At 59.9% G+C, this 22,940-nt stretch carries 20 protein-coding genes; 16 read left to right on the top strand and 4 right to left on the bottom strand.

The annotated features are described in order from the left end of the window. The first annotated feature begins 249 nt into the window (after positions 1-249). Positions 250-1,548 (top strand): amino-acid N-acetyltransferase, encoded by a 1,299-nt coding sequence (gene argA / locus QMX91_RS17135; RefSeq protein WP_007967974.1) that lies wholly within the window; start codon positions 250-252, stop codon positions 1,546-1,548. A 123-nt stretch (positions 1,549-1,671) separates the two neighbouring features. Here the strand turns inward: argA and tauA are convergent, their stop codons facing one another. Continuing rightward, positions 1,672-2,667, bottom strand: a complete 996-nt coding sequence (gene tauA, locus QMX91_RS17130) for a taurine ABC transporter substrate-binding protein (RefSeq protein WP_282413085.1) — start codon at positions 2,665-2,667, stop codon at positions 1,672-1,674. Between the two features lie 364 nt (positions 2,668-3,031). On the opposite strand from tauA, the gene QMX91_RS17125 reads away from it, so the two are divergent. The 8 genes from QMX91_RS17125 to QMX91_RS17090 all read left to right on the top strand — a co-directional run bounded on the left by QMX91_RS17125 (position 3,032) and on the right by QMX91_RS17090 (position 10,329). Beyond that, positions 3,032-4,381, top strand: a complete 1,350-nt coding sequence (locus QMX91_RS17125; protein WP_097089590.1) for an OprD family porin — start codon at positions 3,032-3,034, stop codon at positions 4,379-4,381. A 297-nt stretch (positions 4,382-4,678) separates the two neighbouring features. Beyond that, positions 4,679-5,317, top strand: coding sequence for a peroxiredoxin (locus QMX91_RS17120; RefSeq protein WP_103368206.1), 639 nt, complete (start codon positions 4,679-4,681; stop codon positions 5,315-5,317). A gap of 331 nt (positions 5,318-5,648) precedes the next feature. After that, positions 5,649-6,242 carry an NADPH-dependent FMN reductase gene (gene ssuE / locus QMX91_RS17115; protein WP_096797603.1) on the top strand — a complete coding sequence of 198 codons (594 nt, stop codon included), beginning with the start codon at positions 5,649-5,651 and terminating at the stop codon, positions 6,240-6,242. 89 nt (positions 6,243-6,331) lie between these two features. Beyond that, positions 6,332-7,312, top strand: coding sequence for a sulfonate ABC transporter substrate-binding protein (locus QMX91_RS17110; RefSeq protein WP_282413084.1), 981 nt, complete (start codon positions 6,332-6,334; stop codon positions 7,310-7,312). Positions 7,313-7,337: 25 nt separating this feature from the next. Further along, positions 7,338-8,486, top strand: a complete 1,149-nt coding sequence (gene ssuD, locus QMX91_RS17105; protein ID WP_210556381.1) for an FMNH2-dependent alkanesulfonate monooxygenase — start codon at positions 7,338-7,340, stop codon at positions 8,484-8,486. Positions 8,487-8,494: 8 nt separating this feature from the next. Further along, positions 8,495-9,277 (top strand): aliphatic sulfonate ABC transporter permease SsuC, encoded by a 783-nt coding sequence (ssuC, locus tag QMX91_RS17100; RefSeq protein ID WP_027610511.1) that lies wholly within the window; start codon positions 8,495-8,497, stop codon positions 9,275-9,277. Further along, positions 9,274-10,080: an aliphatic sulfonates ABC transporter ATP-binding protein gene (ssuB, locus tag QMX91_RS17095; RefSeq protein WP_282413083.1), complete on the top strand. Its 807-nt coding sequence runs from the start codon at positions 9,274-9,276 to the stop codon at positions 10,078-10,080. The genes ssuC and ssuB overlap by 4 nt, the downstream gene beginning before the upstream one ends. A 33-nt stretch (positions 10,081-10,113) precedes the next feature. Beyond that, entirely contained in the window at positions 10,114-10,329 is a 216-nt protein-coding gene (locus QMX91_RS17090) for a TOBE domain-containing protein (RefSeq protein WP_007967989.1), read from the top strand. A gap of 166 nt (positions 10,330-10,495) precedes the next feature. Here QMX91_RS17090 and QMX91_RS17085 read toward each other — a convergent pair whose 3' ends face one another. Further along, positions 10,496-11,128, bottom strand: coding sequence for a TetR/AcrR family transcriptional regulator (locus QMX91_RS17085; RefSeq protein ID WP_095137603.1), 633 nt, complete (start codon positions 11,126-11,128; stop codon positions 10,496-10,498). A 248-nt stretch (positions 11,129-11,376) separates the two neighbouring features. Beyond that, positions 11,377-12,753 carry a glutamine synthetase family protein gene (locus tag QMX91_RS17080; protein WP_003229254.1) on the bottom strand — a complete coding sequence of 459 codons (1,377 nt, stop codon included), beginning with the start codon at positions 12,751-12,753 and terminating at the stop codon, positions 11,377-11,379. A 730-nt stretch (positions 12,754-13,483) separates the two neighbouring features. Between QMX91_RS17080 and QMX91_RS17075 the strand changes: the two genes are divergently transcribed. The 7 genes from QMX91_RS17075 (at position 13,484) to QMX91_RS17045 (ending at position 21,843) form a co-directional block, all read left to right on the top strand. Continuing rightward, the gene (locus QMX91_RS17075) at positions 13,484-14,842 is read left to right on the top strand and encodes a glutamine synthetase family protein (protein WP_003229252.1); all 1,359 of its coding nucleotides are present in this window, start codon (positions 13,484-13,486) and stop codon (positions 14,840-14,842) included. Positions 14,843-14,898: 56 nt separating this feature from the next. Beyond that, entirely contained in the window at positions 14,899-16,263 is a 1,365-nt protein-coding gene (locus QMX91_RS17070; RefSeq protein WP_282413082.1) for an aspartate aminotransferase family protein, read from the top strand. A 171-nt stretch (positions 16,264-16,434) separates the two neighbouring features. Continuing rightward, positions 16,435-17,544, top strand: coding sequence for a polyamine ABC transporter substrate-binding protein (locus QMX91_RS17065; RefSeq protein ID WP_098966147.1), 1,110 nt, complete (start codon positions 16,435-16,437; stop codon positions 17,542-17,544). A gap of 187 nt (positions 17,545-17,731) precedes the next feature. Then, entirely contained in the window at positions 17,732-18,829 is a 1,098-nt protein-coding gene (locus tag QMX91_RS17060; protein ID WP_047596655.1) for a polyamine ABC transporter substrate-binding protein, read from the top strand. A 67-nt stretch (positions 18,830-18,896) separates the two neighbouring features. Continuing rightward, positions 18,897-20,039 (top strand): polyamine ABC transporter ATP-binding protein, encoded by a 1,143-nt coding sequence (potA, locus tag QMX91_RS17055; RefSeq protein ID WP_003229245.1) that lies wholly within the window; start codon positions 18,897-18,899, stop codon positions 20,037-20,039. A 35-nt stretch (positions 20,040-20,074) separates the two neighbouring features. Further along, on the top strand, positions 20,075-20,956 hold the full coding sequence (locus QMX91_RS17050; protein ID WP_171061891.1) for an ABC transporter permease subunit: 882 nt from the start codon (positions 20,075-20,077) through the stop codon (positions 20,954-20,956). Further along, the gene (locus QMX91_RS17045) at positions 20,953-21,843 is read left to right on the top strand and encodes an ABC transporter permease subunit (protein ID WP_282413081.1); all 891 of its coding nucleotides are present in this window, start codon (positions 20,953-20,955) and stop codon (positions 21,841-21,843) included. The genes QMX91_RS17050 and QMX91_RS17045 overlap by 4 nt, the downstream gene beginning before the upstream one ends. 191 nt (positions 21,844-22,034) lie before the next feature. Here QMX91_RS17045 and QMX91_RS17040 read toward each other — a convergent pair whose 3' ends face one another. After that, positions 22,035-22,676 (bottom strand): HD domain-containing protein, encoded by a 642-nt coding sequence (locus QMX91_RS17040; protein WP_027610519.1) that lies wholly within the window; start codon positions 22,674-22,676, stop codon positions 22,035-22,037. Between the last annotated feature and the right edge of the window lie 264 nt (positions 22,677-22,940).

Here is a 22,940-nt window from a genome sequence, read left to right as displayed (position 1 = left end):
GGCTTGCTCGCGAAAGCGCTGTATCAGGTACATCGATGTCGACTGACTCACCGCTTTCGCGAGCAAGCCCGCTCCCACAGGGGGGACGGTGTTTTGTCAGACCAAACGCTGTAAATTGCCAGCACCCCAACCCGTATTCATGAGGAGAGCGCGCGTGTCGCCAAGCCTGTTCCGACGATAACCATCAGCCCGCTGTGCGTTTTCCGTTTCGCCCTTTTTTCGGCTGCTATTTATTACAGGCCCAGGTTCATGCCCGAATACGTCAATTGGCTTCGTCACGCGTCCCCTTACATCAATGCCCACCGCGACTGCACCTTCGTCGTCATGCTGCCCGGCGACGGCGTTGAGCATCCGAACTTCGGCAACATCGTCCACGACCTCGTGCTGTTGCACAGCCTCGGCGTGCGCCTAGTGCTGGTCCACGGTTCGCGTCCACAGATTGAAACCCGCCTCGCTGCGCGCGGCCTGACCCCGCACTACCACCACGGCATGCGCATCACTGATGCGGCGACGCTGGAGTGCGTGATCGACGCGGTCGGTCAGCTGCGCATCGCTATCGAAGCGCGGCTGTCGATGGACATGGCCTCGTCGCCGATGCAGGGCTCGCGCTTGCGGGTGGCCAGCGGCAACCTCGTTACCGCCCGGCCGATCGGTGTGCTTGAAGGTGTCGACTATCACCACACCGGTGAAGTGCGCCGGGTCGATCGCAAAGGCATCAATCGTCTGCTCGACGAGCGTTCGATCGTGCTGCTGTCGCCGCTGGGCTACTCGCCGACCGGGGAAATCTTCAACCTCGCCTGCGAAGACGTCGCCACCCGCGCCGCCATCGACCTCGGTGCCGACAAGCTGCTGCTGTTCGGCGCCGACCTCGGTCTGATCGACGAGAACGGCAAACTGGTGCGCGAACTGCGTCCGCAACAGGTGCCTGCGCATCTGGCGCGTCTGGGCAATAACTATCAGGCGGAACTGCTGGATGCTGCTGCCGAGGCTTGCCGTGGCGGTGTCGCGCGCAGCCATATCGTCAGCTACGCCGAAGACGGCGCGCTGCTGACCGAACTGTTCACCCGCGACGGTGGCGGTACGCTGGTCGCTCAGGAGCAATTCGAGCTGGTGCGCGAAGCGGCGATTGAAGACGTCGGTGGTTTGCTCGATTTGATCAGCCCGCTGGAAGAGCAGGGGATTCTGGTGCGTCGTTCGCGTGAAGTGCTGGAGCGCGAGATCGAGCAGTTCAGCGTGGTCGAGCGCGAAGGGATGATCATCGCCTGTGCGGCGCTGTACCAGATTGCCGATTCGGACGCCGGTGAGCTGGCGTGCCTGGCGGTGAATCCGGAGTATCGCCATGGCGGTCGCGGCGATGAGCTGCTGGAGCGCATCGAGACCCGTGCCCGGGCGCAAGGGTTGAAAACCCTGTTCGTCCTCACCACCCGCACGGCGCACTGGTTCCGCGAGCGCGGGTTCGAACCCAGCAGCGTCGAGCGCCTGCCGGCGGCGCGGGCGTCGCTGTACAACTATCAGCGTAACTCGAAGATCTTCGAAAAGACCCTCTGAAGATACCGAGGGATTCTTGTGGTGCGGGGATTCATCCCCGATGGGCCGCGCAGCGGCCCCCGCTTCAGCAAAAGCAGGGGACTGCTGCGCAGTCCATTGGGGATGAATCCCCTCACCACCTATTCAATTGTTTTCAGTCACAAACTTCGCGCTGACGTACGGCGAATAGTCCGGCAGTACCGTTTCAACCTTGCCTTGTTCCTTCAAAAACTTTGCCGTCTCACCAATCGCCTTCGCCGTGCCGCCGTCCAGCAGTGCAGTTGATTGCTGCGCCTTGGCATCAGGGAACGCCGAACCGGCGAGCAATTCCGGCACGTCGGCGGCGTTGGCACCGGTCAATTTGGCGATTTTCTGTACCGGCGCCGAGTCGGCCGTCCAGCTGTCTTTATGGCTGGCGTAATCGGCAAACGCGTCTAGAGTGACCTTGGCAAATTTGGCTACCACCTCAGGATGTTTCTCGGCGTAGTCCTTGCGCGCGACCCAGACTTCGAACGTCGGGGCGCCCCATTGGCCGACTTGTGCAGCATCGGTCAGGGTCTTGCCGGTCTTGCGGATTTCGCCCAGTGCAGGTGACCAGACAAATGCGCCATCGATATCCCCACGCTTCCAGGCTGCGGCGATTTCCGCCGGTTGCAGGTTCACCACTTTGACTTTCGAGGTGTCCAGGCCCCAGTGCTTGAGTGCGCCGAGCAGGCTGTAATGGGACGTGGAAACGAAGGGCGTGGCGATGGTCTTGCCGACCAGATCCTGCGGGCTATTGATGCCGCTGCCATTACGCACCACCAAGGCCTCGGCGGCATTGATCTGCGCTGAAACAATGAAGGCGACGATCGGCAGATTGCGTGAGGCGGCCGCTGCCAAAGGGCTGGAGCCGAGATTGCCGATCTGCACATCGCCGGAGGCAATGGCTGTCACAACTTCCGGGCCACTATTGAAGCGTCGCCAGTCGATCTTCTGGCCGATGGTTGTTTCGTAAGTGCCGTCGGCCTGGGGGACTTTGCTGGGGTCGATCCCGGTTTGATAACCGATGGTGAGGTTGGCAGCCTGCGCGGAAAAACAAATCAGCGCCGACACACAAACTGTAACAAATTGACTAGATAGTGCGCGTTTAGCCATCATGGCGTCGCCTTTTCGATAGGGTTTGACGAATTGGGGTTGCGCCAAAGCTAATCGATATAAAAAAAGGCTAACAAATACCATTTAGGAATGAGCTTAGTCGCCGATACGTTGTATCCGGGCGAAGATGGCTAGATAGTGGCCATATTCCCGAATGATATGAAAAAGAATGAATAAATTCTTTTTGGGTTTATCAGGAAATCTTTACTCTGCACGGACCAAATCACTGCGATTAGACCTTGGTCGTAGACACACAAGGTTACGATTGACTTGTCAGTCACGGTCTGGCGCTAATCGCGCATCTTAGGATCTAGGGCATCAGACCCCGGGCCAGGAACACAAGAATTAGAAACGAGAGGAGCTTTACATGAACAAGTCCACCTTGGCCCTGGCTGTGGCCGTAGGGGTTATGGCGCAGCAGGCAGGCGCCGCCGGTTTCATCGAAGACAGCAAAGCCACTCTGGGCTTGCGCAACTTCTACATCAACAATGACAACCGTGACTCCGGCACCAAAGCGGCTGGCGCGCAGAACAAGAACGAAGAATGGGGCCAAGGCTTCGATCTGCGTTTCATCTCCGGTTACACCCAAGGCACCGTAGGCTTCGGTATCGACGCCATCGGCCTGCTGGGCGTGCGCCTGGATTCGGGCGGCGGCACCAACGGTGCAACCTCGACTTCCTACGGTGGCACTGTGTTCCCGAGCAAGTCCAACGGCGAAGCTGTTGATAACTTCTCGAGCCTGGGCCTGACCGCCAAGGCCAAGATCTCCCAGACCGAACTGAAGCTGGGTACCCTGCAGCCGAAGAACCCGGTCATCGTGACAAACGACGGTCGTCTGCTGCCACAAACCTGGCAGGGTGGCCAGATCACTTCCGGCGAGATCAAGGACCTGACCCTGGTCGCTGGTCAGATCGAAGCAGTGAAAGGTCGTAACTCCAGCAACAACGAGAACCTGTCCGTTGGTGGTGCGAACGCTCGCGTTGCCAACAGCAACAAGTTCTACTACGCCGGTGGTGACTACAAAATCACCAAGGACCTGACTGCCCAGTACTACTACGGCAACCTGGAAGACTTCTACAAGCAACACTTCCTGGGTCTGGTTCACAACTGGGCAATCGGCCCGGGCGTGCTGAAGTCTGACTTCCGCTACTTCCACAGCAGCGACGACGGCGCCAATGGCAACACCGCAGCCTACTTCGGTAACGGTAACTACGTCGGCAACGTCAGCGGCAAAGGCCCGATCGACAACAATCTGTACAGCGGCCTGTTCCTGTACACCGTTGAAGGCCACACCTTCGGTGGCGGCTACCAGGTTTCCAACGGCAGCTCCGACTTCCCTTGGCTGAACCAGGGCGACGGTTCGTCGAACTACACCATCACCGACATGCAGATCCAGAAGTTCGGTCGTGCCGGCGAGAAAACCTGGCAAGCACGCTACTCGTATGACTTCGCCAAAGTCGGCCTGCCTGGCTTGACCGCCGGTTTGGTCTACCTGCGTGGCGATGATATCGACACCGTTGGCTCCAACCGTCGTGAGAACGGTACCGGTGCTTCCGAGTGGGAACGCGATCTGACCATCGGTTACGTTATTCCTGAAGGCCCGGCCAAGAACCTGGGCTTCATGTGGAAAAACGCTACCTGGCGCAACGACATCCCAGGTCAACGCGACCAGGACGAAAACCGCCTGATCGTCAGCTACTCGATCCCGCTGCTGTAATAGCGCGTTCAAGCTGTTGATGTAAAAAAAGCCCCGTCCGGCATCGCGCCGGACGGGGCTTTTGCATTTTCGGGTCAGGGCTCACCCCCGTAAGCCTGGCCCGAAATTCCCCTCTTTTGCAGCTACTCAAGGCCTTCTCGAACCTTGAGGGCGATGTTCGTCGCGATGCCGGTGAGCGTCCAGTGAACGATATTTAATATTCCTTTAGATTCTAGATATCTATTTATTTATTCTTTTTCATGATGTCGAATCCCGAGCTACAGTTGAGTTCTCCAATAACTCATCAGGAGCAGCACCATGAGCCTCAGACTCGGCGACATCGCCCCCGACTTCGAACAGGATTCCAGCGCCGGCAAGATTCGTTTCCACGAGTGGCTGGGCGATAGCTGGGGCGTGCTGTTCTCCCACCCGGCCGACTTCACCCCGGTGTGCACCACCGAGCTGGGCTTCACCGCCAAGCTCAAGGATGAGTTCGCCAAGCGCGGCGTCAAAGCCATCGCGCTGTCGGTCGACCCGGTGGACTCGCACCACAGGTGGATCGAAGACATCAACGAAACCCAGAACACCATCGTCAATTTCCCGATCCTGGCCGATGCCGACCGCAAGGTTTCCGACCTTTACGACCTCATCCACCCGAACGCCAACGACACGCTGACCGTGCGTTCGCTGTTCGTCATCGATCCGAACAAGAAGATCCGCCTGACCATCACCTACCCGGCGAGCACCGGGCGCAACTTCCACGAGATCCTGCGGGTGATCGATTCGCTGCAACTCACCGACAACTACAAAGTGGCAACTCCGGCCAACTGGCAGGACGGTGAAGAGGTGGTGATCGTGCCGTCGCTCAAGGATGAGGAAGAGATCAAGCGGCGCTTTCCCAAGGGTTATCGCGCGGTCAAGCCATACCTGCGCCTGACGCCGCAGCCGAACAAGTGAATCAGTGAGATTGGCGGTGTAGCCACCACCGTCATCGCGAGCAGGCTCACTCCTACATTTGAAATGCGTTCCCCTGTGGGAGCGGGCTTGCTCGCGAAGGCGTCAGTCCAAGCAACACAGAATTGAGAATCCAGAACCACAAAGCAGGGGATTTCAGGCCGTTTTCACGGCCTGTTTTTTTGCCCGGAACAAAGCAAATCGCATATCTCTTAAACGCATAACCAAATGAATAAATATGATTTATGGATATATAAATCAGCTGGTAAGGTCACTCCCATCGAAGCGAGATCGCAACCCGCGAATCGCCTGCAACGCTTAAGGAATTGTCTCAATGCTGGTCGTCTCACTCGGTGGCAGTCCCAGCCAGCGCTCCCGCTCAGGAGTGTTGCTTGAGCGCTCGCAACGCTGGTTGCAGGCGCAAGGGGTGGAAGTGGTGAGTTATCAGGTGCGGGACTTCCCGGCCGAAGATCTGCTCCATGCCCGCTTCGATAGCCCGAAGGTGCTCGACCTGCTGGCGCAGATTGAAAACGCTGACGGCCTGCTGATCGCCACGCCGGTCTACAAGGCGTCGTTTTCCGGGGCGCTGAAGACCGTACTCGATCTGCTGCCCGAACGCGCCTTGAACCACAAGATTGTTCTGCCGATGGCCACCGGCGGCAGCATCGCCCACATGCTGGTGGTCGATTACGCGCTCAAGCCTGTGCTGTCGGCATTGAAGGCCCAGGAAATGCTTCAAGGGATTTTTGCCGAGGACAGCCAGATCGCTTACGGCGAAGGCAGCGCCCAAGCGCAACTGGCGCCAGCGCTGGAACAGCGTCTGCATGAAGCGCTGGATCAGTTTGTCAGTGCCATGGCTCGCCGGCCGAAACCGCTGGAGCCGGGCCTGTTGAATGAACGTTTATTGAGTGCTCGCTGGAGCATTTGAGCCTTACCCGAATTTGCTCCACTCACCTTACTCAGCCGCTAACGGCCAAGCAGGTGCAGCCAAAACCCAACAGCAAAAAGGAGAGCGCTATGCGCACTGTATTTTTGCGTCGTGGTCTGGTCGCTCTGTTTGCTGCGGCTGTCACCTTCGGCGCCATCACTCAAGCTCAAGCCGAGACATTGCGGATCGGTTACCAGAAGTACGGCACGCTGGTGCTGCTCAAGGCCAAAGGCACTCTGGAAAAGCGTCTGGCCGCACAAGGCGTGGCCGTGCAATGGACTGAATTCCCCGGCGGCCCGCAACTGCTCGAAGGCCTGAACGTCGGCTCGATCGACTTCGGCGTGACCGGTGAGACTCCGCCAGTGTTTGCCCAAGCAGCGGGCGCTGATCTGCTTTACGTCGCCTACGAACCGCCAGCGCCGAACAGCGAAGCGATCCTCGTACCGAAAGACTCGCCAATCAAATCGGTAGCGGATCTCAAGGGCAAGAAAGTCGCCCTGAACAAAGGCTCCAACGTGCACTACCTGCTGGTTCGCGCACTGGAAGATGCTGGTCTCAAATACTCCGATATCCAGACCGTGTTCCTGCCGCCGGCCGATGCTCGCGCCGCGTTCGAGCGTGGCAGCGTCGATGCCTGGGTAATCTGGGATCCGTACCAGGCAGCTGCCGAGAAACAGCTGCAAGCGCACACCCTGCGTGACGGCAAAGGCATCGTCGACAACCATCAGTTCTACCTCGCGACCAAACCTTACGCGCAGAAAAATCCCGAGGTGATCAAGACCCTCGTCGAAGAAGTGCGCGCTGTCGGCGAGTGGTCCAAAGCCAATCCTGAAGACGTGACCCAACAGGTCGCGCCACTGCTCGGCCTGCCGGCGGACATCACCCTGACCTCGGTGAAACGCCAGGGCTACGGTGCGTTGTTCCTGACCCCGGACGTGGTCGCCGCGCAACAGAAAATCGCCGACACCTTCTACCAGCTCAAGCTGATTCCCAAGCCGTTGAGCATCAAGGATGTGATCTGGACCCCACCGGCCGCTGTGGCCCAAAGCTCGGTTAGCCAAACCCAGTAAATCGAATCCCCAAGGAGACCACTCCATGAGCCTCAACATCTTCTGGTTCCTGCCTACCCACGGCGACGGCCATTACCTTGGCACCGCCGAAGGCGCCCGCGCCGTTGATCACGGTTATCTGCAACAGGTCGCGCAAGCGGCGGATCGTCTGGGCTTTGGCGGCGTGCTGATTCCCACCGGCCGTTCCTGCGAGGACTCGTGGCTGGTCGCCGCGTCGCTGATCCCGGTAACTCAGCGTCTGAAATTCCTTGTCGCCCTGCGCCCCGGGATCATTTCCCCGACGGTGGCGGCGCGGCAGGCTGCGACCCTGGATCGTCTGTCCGGCGGTCGCGCACTGTTCAACCTGGTGACCGGTGGCGACCCGGAAGAGTTGGCCGGTGATGGTCTGTTCCTCAACCACGAAGAGCGTTATCAGGCCTCGGTGGAATTCACCCGGATCTGGCGTCGGGTGCTGGAAGGCGAAACCGTCGATTACGACGGCGAACACATCAGCGTGAAGGGCGCCAAGCTGCTTTATCCACCGATCCAGCAACCGCGTCCGCCGCTGTACTTCGGCGGCTCGTCGGAAGCGGCGCAGGATCTGGCTGCCGAACAGGTCGAAATGGTACTGACCTGGGGCGAGCCGCCAGCGGCCGTCGCCGAGAAGATCGAGCAGGTGCGCGCCAAAGCCGCCAAGCTCGGGCGTACCGTGCGCTTCGGCATTCGTCTGCATGTGATCGTGCGCGAAACCAACGCCGAGGCCTGGCAAGCGGCAGACCGGCTGATCTCGCATCTGGACGATGACACCATCAAACGTGCGCAAGCATCGCTGGCGCGCTTCGACTCGGTCGGTCAACAACGCATGGCCGCGCTGCACGGCGGCAGTCGTGACAACCTCGAAGTCAGCCCCAACCTGTGGGCCGGCGTCGGCCTGGTGCGTGGCGGTGCCGGTACCGCGCTGGTCGGCGATGGTCCAACCGTGGCGGCCCGCGTGAAGGAGTACGCGGATCTGGGCATCGATACGTTCATCTTCTCCGGTTATCCACACCTCGAAGAGTCGTACCGCGTCGCTGAACTGCTGTTCCCGCACCTCGAGATCGAGCGCCCAGAGCTGCCGAAAAGCGCCGGTTATGTCAGCCCGTTCGGCGAGATGGTGGCCAACGACATTCTTCCCAAAGCCGCGTCGCAGAGCTGAGGCGCGCCATGAACAAATTTATCCACAGCCTCGCGCCCTGGGCGTTGCCGGTGCTCCTGCTGGCGGTGTGGCAGTTGTCGGTGTCGGCCGGTTGGTTGTCGACGCGGATCCTGCCGGCACCGGTGGCAGTGATCGAGGCCGGTGTCAGCCTGGTGCGCAGCGGCGAGATCTGGACGCACCTGGCAATCAGCGGCTGGCGCGCGGCGCTGGGCTTCACCATCGGTGGCAGCATCGGCCTGGTGCTGGGTTTCATCACCGGCCTGTCGAAGTGGGGCGAACGCCTGCTCGACAGCTCGGTACAGATGATCCGCAACGTGCCGCACCTGGCGCTGATTCCGCTGGTGATCCTGTGGTTCGGCATCGACGAGTCGGCAAAGATTTTCCTGGTCGCGTTGGGCACGTTGTTCCCGATCTACCTCAACACCTATCACGGCATCCGCAACGTCGACCCGGCGCTGGTGGAAATGGCGCGCAGTTATGGCTTGAGCGGTTTCAGCCTGTTCTGGCAGGTGATTCTGCCGGGCGCACTGCCTTCGATTCTGGTCGGTGTGCGCTTTGCGCTGGGCTTCATGTGGCTGACGCTGATCGTTGCCGAAACCATCTCCGCCAGCTCCGGCATCGGCTATCTGGCGATGAATGCCCGGGAGTTTTTGCAGACCGATGTGGTGGTGCTGGCGATCCTGCTTTACGCGGTACTCGGCAAGCTTGCTGATCTCGCCGCCCGTGGTCTTGAGCGGGTGTGGTTGCGCTGGCATCCGGCCTATCAGGTGGCCAAGGGAGGTGCGGCATGACCGCTCAACAACCTCCACGCCTGCTGCGCGGGATTCCGCTGGTGGTGCGCAACCTGCAGAAAACCTTTGGTACGCGGCAAGTGCTGCGCGACATCGACCTGCACATTCCGGCGGGGCAATTCGTCGCCGTGGTCGGGCGCAGCGGGTGCGGCAAGAGCACCTTCTTGCGCTTGCTCGCCGGCCTCGACCAACCGACTGGCGGCGACCTGCTCGCCGGCGCCGCGCCGCTGAGCGATGCGCGGGAAGACACCCGGCTGATGTTCCAGGAAGCACGGCTGCTGCCGTGGAAAAAGATCATCGACAACGTCGGCCTCGGCCTTAAAGGCAACTGGCGCCCGCAAGCTCTGGAGGCGCTGGAAGCGGTGGGTCTGGCCGATCGCGCCAACGAGTGGCCGGCCGCTTTGTCCGGCGGGCAGAAGCAGCGTGTGGCGCTGGCCCGGGCGCTGATTCACCAGCCGCGCCTTTTGCTGCTCGACGAACCGCTGGGTGCGCTGGATGCGCTGACCCGGATCGAGATGCAGCAACTGATCGAACGACTCTGGCAGAAGCATGGCTTCACCGTGCTGCTGGTGACCCATGACGTCAGCGAAGCGGTGGCGATTGCCGACCGGGTGATTCTGATCGAGGACGGCGAAGTCGGCCTCGACTTGCAAGTGGAGCTGCCACGCCCGCGAGTGCGCGGATCGCATCGACTGGCGGCGCTGGAAACCGAAGTACTCAACCGTGTTCTGTCCCTGCCCAGCGAGCCGCCGGAGCCGGAGCCTGTTTCACCCCTGCCTACGCAATTGCGTTGGGCTCAATAACTCAAGTTACATCCAACGACAGGAATCAAAGCCATGACTATCAAAGCCATCAACGTGCGCAACCAGTTCAAAGGCTCGATCAAGGAGATCGTTCTCGGCGACGTGCTGTCGGAAATCGACGTGCAGACCGCCTCCGGTATCGTCACTTCAGTGATCACCACCCGCTCGGTCAAGGAGCTGGAGCTGGCGGTGGGCAGCGAAGTGATCGCCTTCGTGAAATCCACCGAGGTGTCGATCGCCAAGTTGTAAGCCAGTGAGTAAAAAACAACCCCGAAAGGCGTGAGCCCTTCGGGGTTTTTCTTTTTGTGCACGGATTTGAATCGGCGGCGCTGCCATCGCGAGCAGGCTCACTCCTACATTTGGAATGCGTTCCCCTGTGGGAGCGGGCTTGCCCGCGAAGGGGCCGGTGAATGCGCTAGAGAACTCTTTTGGGCAGGTAAGGCGGCAGATACAGGCCGATATAGGCATCAAACACCCGCATCCCTTCCTCGGCCATGCGCGGTGTGATCTGCCCGTGCTGCTGCACCGAGCGCGCATACACGCGGTCACCCAGTTCCATTGCCAGTGCAAACACATCGACATCGCTTGGCAGGCGCGGCAATTCGAAGTGATGGTCGAACAGCTTGTGCATCAGGTCACCGAGTTCGATGTCGTGCTGGCGGTCCGCCTGGGTCACTTCGGTCAGGCCGTGCTGGGCGAGGATCAACTGGCGGGCCGCCGCGTCTTCGTCGTAGATCTCCAGCATCCGCTCTTCGACCAGCCGCGACAGGTCGCGCCAGTCGCGCAGAGCGTCGTGGTCGATCGGCGCTTGCAGGCAGGCGCGAAACGCCGCATGCACGTCGGCGGTCAGCGCTTCGAGCAGTGCCGGCACGCTGGCGAAGAAGTGGTACACGGAGGAGGGCGGAATCTGCGCGCGTTCGGCGACGCTGTAGATCGACAGACTGGCCACACCCTCGGCGGCCAGCAGCGTACGCGCGGCGTCGAGTATCGAATCGATCCGCGCCTGGCTGCGGGCACGGGGTTTGCGAACGGGGGCGGGACGCGTCATGGAAGTCTCCTGCGGGGCAGCGGGCATTGTACGAGCCGCGCCGTGTGTTGTCTGCCAGGACGCCTTCGGGAACAAGCCCCCTCCCACAGTTGATCTTCTGCGTACAAACGATCCCCATTCGCTGAGGCCCCCTGTGGAAGGGGGCTTGCTCCCGAACCGCCGCAGGCGGCCATTCAGATCAAAATCGGGCCATAAAAAAACGCCGCGGGCTACGACAGCCGACGGCGTTTTATCTGATTGCAATCCGTTTACACGGTATGCAGATACCAGTTGTACTCAAGGTCGGAGATGGAGTGTTCGAACTCCTCCAGCTCGCTTTCCTTGCAGGCGACGAAGATATCGATGTATTTCGGATCGATGTACTTGGCCATCACCTCGCTGTCGTCCAGCTCGCGCAGGGCATCGCGCAAGTTGTTCGGCAGGCTTTGTTCGTTCTGCTCGTAGCTGTTGCCTTCGACCGGAGCGCCCGGTTCGATCTTGTTCACCAGACCGTGATGCACACCGGCCAGGACCGAAGCCATCAGCAGGTACGGGTTGGCGTCGGCACCGGCCACGCGGTGTTCGATACGCACGGCATCGGCAGAACCGGTCGGTACGCGGATCGCCACGGTGCGGTTATCCAGGCCCCAGCACGGCGAGTTCGGCACGTAGAACTGCGCGCCGAAGCGACGGTACGAGTTGACGTTCGGGCAGAGGAAAGCCATCTGCGCCGGCAGGGTCTCGAGCACACCGCCGATCGCGTGACGCAGCGCGGCGTTCTGCTCGGGATCCTCGCTTGCAAAGATGTTCTTGCCATCTTTGTCGAGCACCGAGATGTGGACATGCAGACCGTTACCCGCCTGGCCCGGATACGGCTTGGCCATGAAGGTGGTGTCCATTTCATGGTCGTAGGCGATGTTCTTGATCAGGCGCTTGAGCAGTACCGCGTAGTCGCAGGCCTTGATCGGGTCGGCGACGTGGTGCAGGTTCACTTCGAACTGCGCCGGGGCACTTTCCTTGACGATGGCGTCGGCCGGGATGCCTTGCTCTTTGGCGCCTTCCAGAATGTCCTGGAGGCAGTCGACGTATTCGTCGAGGTCGTCGATCAGGTAGACCTGAGTCGAGTGTGGGCGTTTGCCGGAGATCGGCGAGCGTGGCGGCTGTGGACGGCCGTTCACGTTTTCCTGGTCGATCAGGTAGAACTCCAGTTCGAACGCGGCGCAGATGGTCAAGCCCAGCTCGTCAAACTTTGCAACAACTTGACGGAGCACTTCGCGTGGATCGGCGAAGAACGGGTCACCCTCGAGTTCGTGCATGGTCATCAACAGTTGCGCGGTAGGGCGCTTCTGCCATGGCTCGTTGCACAGGGTATCGGGGATTGGATAGCAGATCCGGTCGGCGTCGCCGATGTCCAGACCCAGGCCGGTGCTTTCCACCGTAGAGCCATTGATATCCAGAGCAAATAGGGAGGCCGGCAGGTTGATGCCTTTCTCGTAAACCTTGTGGAGGCTGGTGCGTTCGATGCGCTTGCCGCGCACCACACCATTCATATCCGCAATCAGAAGGTCAACGTACAGAACCTCAGGATGTTCCTTAAGGAACGCGTTCGCTTCGTTAAGCTGAACGGCACGCGGGGGTACCGACATGATGCAACACCTTTGTTGTTAAAAATATCAATCATTGATCTTTTCTGGTTTCAGTCAACCCGAACGGCCTGCCGAAGTCAAGCGAGGCCTTTTTTGCCCTAAAAAAGCGCTGCAAGGGCATTTATGGGGCACTTTGGGGCAGTTTTCTGTCCTTGGGACGCTTGGCACCCGCGGGCTTGAGCAGGCCGTGTTGTATTTTTTACGGGGGTGTTGTGTAAAAAAATGAACAAGGCTAAGCTCCGACCAAACCCATAACAGCAATAATACCGGGGTGCTTCATGTCTCGCCTGCCGTTAATCGGCATCACCGACTGCTCGCAACAGTCCGGTCTGCATGCTCATCACATCAGTGGCGACAAATCCGTCCGTAATGCAGCCAGCATGGCTCGCGGCGGGTCGACGAGGTTCTCGTGCGCATCAGGCCCAACGGCAACGTCCGATATTCTGGACGCACGGGACAGCATCCTGTTTATGGCGTCTCCTTCCAATATAGATCCCTTTGAGTCCCAAAGCCTGTGCCGCTCCCAAAGCCGTGCTCATGATTCTGCACGCCTTGAATGTGCACAGGAAATGCAACGCCAGCGTAAAGGGCAGGTAAGCTCCTCTTTCATTGTCTATGCGCGGTGCCAGGCGTAAGCCGGTACTGCGCGCAAGCAAGCCCCCTTTAACGCGACGCCACGGCGTCAAACTTTGCCTGACACGATGTCAGGAGACTCAGCCCAGAGGCATTTATGAGTAACAACCTCGACCAGCTCACCGATTGGTTGAAAGACCACAAGATCACAGAAGTCGAATGCATGATCGGCGACTTGACCGGTATCACCCGGGGCAAGATCTCGCCGACCAACAAATTCATCGCCGAGAAGGGCATGCGCCTGCCGGAAAGCGTTCTGTTGCAGACCGTGACCGGCGACTACGTCGAAGACGACATCTATTACGAACTGCTCGACCCGGCCGACATTGACATGATCTGCCGTCCCGACCAGAACGCCGTGTACCTGGTGCCATGGGCCATCGAGCCGACCGCTCAGGTGATCCACGACACCTACGACAAGCAAGGCAACCCGATCGAGCTGTCGCCGCGCAACGTCCTCAAGAAAGTCCTGAAGCTTTATTCCGACAAGGGCTGGCAGCCGATCGTGGCGCCGGAGATGGAGTTCTACCTGACCAAGCGCAGTGACGACCCCGACTATCCGCTGCAGCCGCCAATCGGCCGCTCGGGCCGTCCGGAAATCGGTCGTCAGTCGTTCTCGATCGAAGCGGCGAACGAATTCGACCCGCTGTTCGAAGACGTCTACGACTGGTGCGAACTGCAGGAGCTGGACCTCGACACGCTGATCCACGAAGACGGCACGGCGCAGATGGAAATCAACTTCCGTCACGGCGATGCACTGTCGCTGGCCGATCAGATTCTGGTGTTCAAGCGCACCATGCGCGAAGCCGCGCTCAAGCATGACGTGGCCGCAACCTTCATGGCCAAGCCGATGACCGGTGAGCCGGGCAGTGCCATGCACCTGCACCAGAGCATCATCGACATCGAGACCGGCAAGAACGTGTTCTCCAATGAAGACGGGACCATGAGCCAGCTGTTCCTGCACCACATCGGTGGTCTGCAGAAACTGATCCCGGAATTGCTCCCGCTGTTCGCACCGAACGTCAACTCGTTCCGCCGCTTCCTGCCGGACACTTCGGCGCCGGTGAACGTGGAGTGGGGCGAAGAGAACCGCACTGTGGGCCTGCGCGTACCGGATGCCGGTCCGCAGAACCGCCGCGTGGAAAACCGCCTGCCGGGCGCCGACGCCAACCCGTACCTGGCGATTGCCGCGAGCCTGCTCTGCGGTTACATCGGCATGGTCGAGGGCCTCAACCCAAGCGCGCCAGTGGTGGGTCGTGGCTATGAGCGCCGCAACCTGCGCCTGCCGCTGACCATCGAAGACGCGCTGGAGCGTATGGAAAACAGCGCAACCATCGAGAAATACCTGGGCAAGACCTTCATCACCGGCTACGTCGCGGTCAAGCGGGCCGAGCATGAAAACTTCAAGCGCGTGATCAGTTCCTGGGAGCGTGAGTACCTGCTCTTCGCCGTCTGATACGCCGGGCGCGGCTGGCAGCAGCCGCGCCTTCACCGATAACAAGGAGAATTGGCATGACCAGCAACAACCCGCAAACCCGTGAGTGGCAAGCCCTGAGCAGCGATCACCACCTGGCCCCGTTCAGCGATTTCAAGCAGCTGAAAGAGAAGGGTCCACGGATCATCACCAACGCCAAGGGCGTGTACCTGTGGGACAGCGAGGGCAACAAGATCCTCGATGGCATGGCGGGTCTGTGGTGCGTGGCGATCGGTTATGGCCGCGATGAGCTGGCTGACGCCGCCGCGAAGCAGATGCGCGAACTGCCTTACTACAACCTGTTCTTCCAGACTGCGCACCCGCCGGCACTGGAACTGGCCAAGGCCATCGCCGACGTGGCGCCGCAAGGCATGAACCACGTGTTCTTCACCGGTTCCGGCTCCGAAGGCAACGACACCATGCTGCGCATGGTTCGCCATTACTGGGCGATCAAGGGCCAGCCGAACAAGAAAGTCATCATCAGCCGCAAGAACGGTTATCACGGCTCCACCGTGGCCGGCGCGAGCCTGGGTGGCATGACCTATATGCACGAGCAGGGCGACTTGCCGATTCCGGGCATTGTCCATATCGCGCAGCCGTACTGGTTCGCCGAGGGCGGCGACATGTCGCCGGAAGAGTTCGGCATCTGGGCGGCCAATCAGCTGGAACAGAAGATTCTCGAAGTCGGCGTGGACAACGTCGGCGCCTTTATTGCCGAGCCGATTCAGGGCGCCGGCGGCGTGATCATTCCGCCGGACACCTACTGGCCGCGCATCAAGGAAATCCTCGCCAAGTACGACATTCTGTTCGTCGCTGACGAAGTGATCTGTGGTTTCGGCCGTACCGGCGAGTGGTTCGGTTCGGATTTCTACGACCTGAAGCCGGACATGATGACCATCGCCAAAGGCCTGACCTCCGGCTACATCCCGATGGGTGGCCTGATCGTGCGTGACGAAGTGGTGAAGGTGCTCAACGAAGGTGGCGATTTCAACCACGGCTTCACCTACTCCGGGCACCCGGTGGCGGCGGCGGTGGGGCTGGAAAACATCCGGATCCTGCGCGATGAGAAAATTATCGAGAACGCGCATAACGAAACGGCACCGTATTTGCAGAAACGTCTGCGCGAACTCAACGATCACCCGTTGGTGGGTGAAGTGCGCGGCGTCGGTTTGCTGGGGGCGATCGAACTGGTGCAGGACAAGGCCACTCGCAAGCGTTACGAAGGTCGGGGCGTGGGCATGATCTGCCGGCAGTTCTGCTTCGATAACGGCCTGATCATGCGCGCCGTGGGCGACACCATGATCATTGCTCCGCCGCTGGTGATCAGCAAGGCGGAGATCGATGAGCTGGTGACCAAGGCACGTAAATGCCTGGACCTGACCCTCAGTGCGTTGCAGGCCTAAGTGCTAGGCTTCGAGCGGGGGAGCTGCGGCGCTCTCGCTCGAAGGTGTCAGAAAGGTTGGCCTTTTCTTGAAAGACCGCCCCCGATCTTGCCAGACTAGTCGCGGTTCCAGTTGTCCGGGTTCGGCCGCTGAACAAAGTGGTTCAAAAAAGAAAAATTTGGAGCATGACGCATGAAGGCATTAGGTAAAAAGCTTGCTGGCAAGACTCTTCTCGCGCTGTCCGTCGCGGGCATGATGGCGGGTGCGGTTCACGCGGACGACAAGGTACTGCACGTTTACAACTGGTCCGACTACATCGCTCCGGACACCATTGCCAACTTCGAGAAAGAGTCCGGGATCAAAGTCGTCTACGACGTGTTCGACAGCAACGAAACCCTGGAAGCCAAACTGCTGGCGGGCAAATCCGGTTACGACGTCGTTGTGCCGTCGAACAACTTCCTGGCCAAGCAGATCAAGGCGGGCGTTTATCAGGAGCTGGACAAGTCCAAGCTGTCCAACTACGGCAACCTGAACAAATCGCTGCTCAAGGCGGTTTCGGTCAGCGACCCGGACAACAAGCACGCCTTCCCGTACATGTGGGGCTCGATCGGCATCGGCTACAACCCGGAGAAGGTCAAGGCTGCACTGGGCGTCGACACCATCGATTCCTGGGACACTCTGCTCAAGCCGGAGAACATCGCCAAGCTCAAGGGCTGCGGTGTGAGCTTCCTCGACTCGCCGACCGAAATGCTCCCGGTCGCGCTGCACTACCTGGGCCTGCCAACCGACAGCCAGAAGAAAGAAGACATCAAGAAAGCCGAGGAACTGTTCCTCAAGATTCGTCCTTCGATCACCTACTTCCACTCCTCCAAGTACATCTCGGACCTGGCCAACGGCAACATCTGCGTAGCGGTCGGCTACTCGGGTGACGTGCAGCAGGCCAAGTCCCGTGCCGCCGAGGCCGGTGACAAGGTCAAAGTCAGCTACGCCATTCCGAAGGAAGGTGCCGGCAGCTTCTATGACATGGTCGCGATTCCGAAAGATGCGGAAAACATCGACGGCGCCTACAAGTTCATGAACTACCTGCTGCAACCGAAAGTGATGGCCGAGATCACCAACGCGGTGCGCTTCCCTAACGGTAACGCCGAAGCGACCCAGTACGTGAACAAGGACATCACCTCCGATCCAGGCATCTACCCGCCAGCCGACGTGCAGGCCAAGCTGTATGCGATCGCCGATTTGCCGGCCGCTACCCAGCGTGAACTGACCCGCAGTTGGACCAAGATCAAATCCGGTAAATAAGCCGGTTTGAAGCAACAACCACTGGCCGTCGTCGCCGCGACGGCGGCCAGCGGATCAATTAAATGACAGGAAGTTTTGCAGGAACGGTTTTTCGAGGGTAAGTTGCGCGCCGGTTTGGTTGCCGGGCAGCCATGGCTGTCATGTAACGCGGGGCAACTTGGGCCCAACTAATTTAGAGGACCTCCACTTGCCTATTTTTTCTTCTTTGCGCAAAGCCCTGCTGGCCACTGCCGGCCTGACGATCGCTGTCGGAGCCCAGGCCGCCGGTACGGTGCATATTTATAACTGGTCGGATTACATCGGCGAGACCACTCTGGCCGACTTCGAGAAAGCCACCGGGATCAAACCGGTGTACGACGTGTTCGATTCCAACGAGACCCTGGAAGGCAAGCTGCTGGCCGGGCGTACCGGTTACGACGTGGTCGTGCCGTCGAACCACTTCCTCGGCAAACAGATCAAGGCGGGCGCGTTCCAGAAGCTCGACAGGTCGCAGTTGCCGAATTATTCGAATCTCGATCCGGTGCTGCTCAAGCGCCTGGAACAGAACGACCCGGGCAACCAGTACGCCGTGCCGTACCTGTGGGGCACCAACGGCATCGGCTACAACGTCGAGAAAGTCAAAGCGGTGCTCGGCATCGACAAGATCGACTCCTGGAGCGTGCTGTTCGAACCGGAGAACATCAAGAAGCTGCACAGCTGTGGTGTCGCGTTCCTCGACTCGGCGGATGAAATGATGCCGACCGTGCTCAACTATATGGGCCTGAACGCCAACAGCACCAATCCGAAGGACTACGCCAAGGCCACCGACAAACTGCTGGCCGTACGTCCCTACGTGACCTACTTCCACTCGTCGAAATACATCGGTGATCTGGCCAACGGCGACATCTGCGTGGCCATCGGTTTCTCCGGCGATATCTTCCAGGCCAAACACCGTGCCGAAGAAGCCAAGAAGGGCGTGAACATCGCCTACTCGATCCCGAAAGAGGGCGGAGCGCTGTGGTTCGACATGCTGGCGATTCCAAAGGACTCGTCCAACGTCAAAGAGGCCCACGCCTTCATCAACTATTTGCTGAAACCTGAGGTGATCGCCCAGGTCAGTGATTACGTCGGTTACGCCAACCCTAACCCCGGGTCGGACAAGCTGATGGAACAGTCCATCCGCACCGATGAAGCGGTTTATCCACCGCAAGCAGTCCTCGACAAGACTTACGTGTCGGTCGAGTTGCCACCCAATATTCAGCGTTTGATGACCCGTAGCTGGACCAAGGTCAAGTCGGGCAAGTAAGGCACAAACTATCCTGGGTTCGTCCGCGTTGGGCGAACTGCACTGTTTTTATCTGGGAGTTTCGTAAATGGCAGTTGCCTCCGGCGCCTATAAGAAAGCCCTCGAGGGCGACCAGACACCTAAGCAGGTGTTGGTCAAAATCGACCGGGTCACGAAGAAGTTCGACGAGACGATTGCCGTGGACGATGTGTCCCTGGAAATCAAGAAAGGCGAGATCTTCGCCCTGCTCGGCGGCTCGGGATCGGGCAAATCCACGCTGCTGCGGATGCTGGCAGGGTTCGAACGGCCCACGGAGGGGCGCATTTTCCTCGACGGCGTCGACATCACCGACATGCCGCCGTACGAGCGACCGATCAACATGATGTTCCAGTCGTATGCCTTGTTCCCGCACATGACCGTGGCGCAGAACATCGCCTTCGGCCTCAAGCAGGACAAGATCCCCAACGCCGAGATTGATGCGCGCGTGGCCGAGATGCTCAAGCTGGTGCAGATGAGCCAGTACGCCAAGCGCAAGCCGCATCAACTGTCCGGCGGTCAGCGTCAGCGTGTGGCACTGGCGCGCTCGCTGGCCAAGCGGCCGAAGCTGCTGCTGCTCGACGAGCCGATGGGCGCACTGGACAAGAAACTGCGTTCGCAGATGCAGCTGGAGCTGGTGGAGATCATCGAGCGCGTCGGCGTGACCTGCGTGATGGTGACCCACGACCAGGAAGAGGCCATGACCATGGCCGAGCGCATCGCGATCATGCACCTGGGCTGGATCGCCCAGATCGGCAGCCCGATCGACATCTACGAAACCCCGACCAGCCGTCTGGTCTGCGAATTCATCGGCAACGTGAACATCTTCGAAGGCGAAGTGATCGACGACGCCGAAGGCCACGCGACCATCACCTGCAAGGACCTCGACCGGCAGATCTACGTCGGCCACGGCATCAGCACCTCGGTGCAAGACAAGTCCGTGACCTACGCGATTCGTCCGGAGAAGCTGCTGGTCACCGCTGAAATGCCGACCTGCGAATACAACTGGTCGAGCGGCAAGGTGCATGACATCGCCTACCTCGGCGGCCACTCGGTGTTCTACGTCGAATTGCCGAGCGGCAAGCTGGTGCAGTCGTTTGTCGCCAACGCCGAACGTCGCGGCCAGCGTCCGACCTGGGGCGATCAGGTTTACGTGTGGTGGGAAGACGACAGCGGCGTGGTACTTCGCTCATGAACATGCGCAAGTTCAAACGACGGCTCAACCGAATAATTCCCAATGGCCGGCAACTGGTCATCGGGGTTCCGTTCATCTGGCTGTTCCTGTTCTTCATGCTGCCGTTCTTCATCGTCCTGAAGATCAGCTTCGCTGAAGCCGACGTGGCCATCCCGCCGTATACCGAGATCTACACCTTCGCCGAGCAGAAGCTGCAACTGCTGCTGAACCTGGGCAACTACGCGATGCTGGGCGACGACGAGTTGTACATCGCCGCCTACCTCGGCTCGCTGAAGATGGCGTTCTTCAGCACGCTGCTGTGCCTGCTGATCGGCTACCCGATGGCCTACGCCATCGCCAGTGCGCGCAAAGAGCTGCAGACGGTGCTGGTGCTGCTGATCATGATGCCGACCTGGACTGCGATCCTGATCCGCGTTTACGCGTGGATGGGCATCCTCAGCAACAACGGCCTGCTCAATGGTTTCCTGATGAGCATGGGCTTTATCGACGAGCCGCTGCAGATCCTCAACACCAACCTCGCGGTGTACATCGGCGTGGTTTATTCGTACCTGCCGTTCATGATCCTGCCGCTGTACGCCAACCTGGTGAAGCACGATCAGAGCCTGCTGGAAGCGGCTTCCGACCTCGGTTCGAGCACCTTCAACAGCTTCTGGAAAATCACCATTCCACTGTCCAAGAACGGGATCATTGCCGGCTGCATGCTGGTGTTCATCCCGGTGGTCGGCGAGTTCGTGATCCCGGAACTGCTCGGCGGCCCGGAAACCCTGATGATCGGTAAAGTGCTCTGGCAAGAGTTCTTCAACAACCGTGACTGGCCGGTGGCGTCCGCCCTGGCGGTGGTGATGCTGGCGATCCTGATTGTGCCGATCATCCTGTTCAACCGCAGTCAGGCCAAGGAAATGGAGGGCAAAGAATGAAACGCATCCGTTTCTCCAGCCTGATGCTGGTACTGGGTCTGTTGTTCATCTACCTGCCGATGCTGATCCTGGTGATCTACTCGTTCAACGCCTCGAAACTGGTGACGGTGTGGGGCGGCTGGTCGATCAAGTGGTACGTCGGCCTGCTCGACAACACCCAACTGATGGGCTCGGTGGTGCGCTCCCTGGAAATCGCCTGCTATACCGCCGTTGCGGCGGTGGCGCTGGGTACGCTTGCAGCCTTCGTGCTGACCCGCATCACCCACTTCAAGGGCCGCACGCTGTTCGGTGGCCTGGTGACGGCGCCGTTGGTAATGCCTGAGGTGATCACCGGTCTGTCGCTGTTGCTGCTGTTCGTGGCCATGGCGCAGATGATCGGCTGGCCGCAGGAGCGTGGCATCGTCACCATCTGGATCGCCCACACCACGTTCTGTGCAGCGTATGTGGCGGTGGTGGTGTCGGCGCGTCTGCGTGAGCTGGACCTGTCGATCGAAGAAGCGGCGATGGATCTGGGGGCGCGGCCGTGGAAGGTGTTCTTCCTGATCACCATCCCGATGATCGCGCCATCGCTGGCAGCGGGCGGGATGATGTCGTTCGCCCTGTCGCTGGACGACCTGGTGCTGGCGAGCTTCGTTTCCGGCCCGGGCTCGACCACCCTGCCGATGGAAGTGTTCTCGGCGGTGCGTCTGGGCGTGAAGCCTGAGATCAACGCCGTGGCCAGTCTGATTCTGCTGGCGGTGTCGCTGGTGACGTTCCTGGTGTGGTTCTTCAGCCGCCGTGCCGAAGAAGCGCGCAAGAAAGCCATCCAGCAAGCTATCGAAGAAGGCGCCGCCGATTCGTGGAAGCAACCGGACGTGCGCCGCGCGCCTGCGCCGGAAGCGGCTTAAAGCAAACTCGGGTTGGCCCCTTTATCAAGGCCAACCCAAATCCAACTGTGGGAGCGGGCTTTTGTGGTGAGGGGATTTATCCCCGATGGGTTGCGAAGCGGCCCCCTCTCTTGATTCAAAAAGAAAGGGACTGCTACGCAGTCCATCGGGGATAAATCCCCTCACCACAGGGCACACCCCCACAGTTGGTATTAGGCAGTCCAGGGAGATTGGCGGATGACCTCAACAAAATTCATCGGCTTGAACCCCGGCTCCTGATCCACCAGCACATCGGTCTTCACATTGCCGAACGTGGTCTGCGGACGATGGCGCAAGCCGTCGGCAAACGCGCAGATGATGCATTCCTTGAAACCTTCCCCGCGTGGATGCGCATGCACCACCGCCTCGCGCTGGGTGCTGCTGAACGCCGCGTAATCCATGCCCAGCACGTCCATCTCGACCCCGGCGGTGACCAGCGCGACGGTCGGCCGCAAGTGCTTTGGCACGCCTGGCGTGGTGTGCAGGGCAATCGACAGCCAGACTTGCTCGATGTCGTCATCGCTCAGCCCGTACGGTTTGAGAAACGCCGCGGCCGCGTTGGCGCCATCCACTTCGAAACGCTCGTCAGCACTGCGATAGCCCTCGACCAGACCGAGGTCGTGGAACATCGCGCCGACGTACAGCAGCTCCGGGTTGTAGGCCAGTTGTTGGCGCTCGCCGCTCAATGCGCCGAACAGAAACACCCGGCGCGAGTGGTGGTAGAGCAGGTCGGATTCGATGTCGCGAATGTACTCGGTGGTGGCCCGGGCGAGGGCGCTGTCGGGGATTTTGATGCCGGCAATGGTCGTGCTCATAAGGTGTTCCCTCGTCGAAAACGCCGTCGTGGCGCTGATGGATGGAGTCTGTTCCCCGAGGCACTAAACGGACAATCAACGCATGGCTGCGATCCTTGCCAATCGACCTGCAAATCGTGCCAACCTCGCTTGTTGAACCTGGATTGGCTAGGGTTGGCTCAATCAACAAGGCAGGCACGGCCCATGTGGGAGCGGGCTTGCTCGCGAAAGCGGTGTGTCATTCAACAGATAAGTTGAATGTAAGGGCCCTTTCGCGAGCAAGCC

The organism is Pseudomonas sp. PS01299 (assembly GCF_029960145.1).
Classification (GTDB): domain Bacteria; phylum Pseudomonadota; class Gammaproteobacteria; order Pseudomonadales; family Pseudomonadaceae; genus Aquipseudomonas; species Aquipseudomonas putida_A.
The sequence above is the reverse complement of the archived record's forward strand: the minus strand, read 5'-3'. Positions and strand labels throughout refer to the sequence as shown.

What these genes read in the sequence shown, in the direction of transcription:
- ssuC (WP_027610511.1), top strand. Translation starts at nt 8,495, where the DNA reads ATGAACAAATTTATCCACAGCCTCGCGCCCTGGGCGTTGCCGGTGCTC.
- QMX91_RS17075 (WP_003229252.1), top strand. Translation starts at nt 13,484, where the DNA reads ATGAGTAACAACCTCGACCAGCTCACCGATTGGTTGAAAGACCACAAG.
- QMX91_RS17040 (WP_027610519.1), bottom strand. Translation starts at nt 22,676, where the DNA reads ATGAGCACGACCATTGCCGGCATCAAAATCCCCGACAGCGCCCTCGCC.
- ssuB (WP_282413083.1), top strand. Translation starts at nt 9,274, where the DNA reads ATGACCGCTCAACAACCTCCACGCCTGCTGCGCGGGATTCCGCTGGTG.
- QMX91_RS17120 (WP_103368206.1), top strand. Translation starts at nt 4,679, where the DNA reads ATGAGCCTCAGACTCGGCGACATCGCCCCCGACTTCGAACAGGATTCC.
- QMX91_RS17125 (WP_097089590.1), top strand. Translation starts at nt 3,032, where the DNA reads ATGAACAAGTCCACCTTGGCCCTGGCTGTGGCCGTAGGGGTTATGGCG.
- ssuE (WP_096797603.1), top strand. Translation starts at nt 5,649, where the DNA reads ATGCTGGTCGTCTCACTCGGTGGCAGTCCCAGCCAGCGCTCCCGCTCA.
- QMX91_RS17110 (WP_282413084.1), top strand. Translation starts at nt 6,332, where the DNA reads ATGCGCACTGTATTTTTGCGTCGTGGTCTGGTCGCTCTGTTTGCTGCG.
- QMX91_RS17085 (WP_095137603.1), bottom strand. Translation starts at nt 11,128, where the DNA reads ATGACGCGTCCCGCCCCCGTTCGCAAACCCCGTGCCCGCAGCCAGGCG.
- tauA (WP_282413085.1), bottom strand. Translation starts at nt 2,667, where the DNA reads ATGATGGCTAAACGCGCACTATCTAGTCAATTTGTTACAGTTTGTGTG.
- QMX91_RS17065 (WP_098966147.1), top strand. Translation starts at nt 16,435, where the DNA reads ATGAAGGCATTAGGTAAAAAGCTTGCTGGCAAGACTCTTCTCGCGCTG.
- QMX91_RS17090 (WP_007967989.1), top strand. Translation starts at nt 10,114, where the DNA reads ATGACTATCAAAGCCATCAACGTGCGCAACCAGTTCAAAGGCTCGATC.
- potA (WP_003229245.1), top strand. Translation starts at nt 18,897, where the DNA reads ATGGCAGTTGCCTCCGGCGCCTATAAGAAAGCCCTCGAGGGCGACCAG.
- argA (WP_007967974.1), top strand. Translation starts at nt 250, where the DNA reads ATGCCCGAATACGTCAATTGGCTTCGTCACGCGTCCCCTTACATCAAT.
- QMX91_RS17080 (WP_003229254.1), bottom strand. Translation starts at nt 12,753, where the DNA reads ATGTCGGTACCCCCGCGTGCCGTTCAGCTTAACGAAGCGAACGCGTTC.
- QMX91_RS17070 (WP_282413082.1), top strand. Translation starts at nt 14,899, where the DNA reads ATGACCAGCAACAACCCGCAAACCCGTGAGTGGCAAGCCCTGAGCAGC.
- ssuD (WP_210556381.1), top strand. Translation starts at nt 7,338, where the DNA reads ATGAGCCTCAACATCTTCTGGTTCCTGCCTACCCACGGCGACGGCCAT.
- QMX91_RS17045 (WP_282413081.1), top strand. Translation starts at nt 20,953, where the DNA reads ATGAAACGCATCCGTTTCTCCAGCCTGATGCTGGTACTGGGTCTGTTG.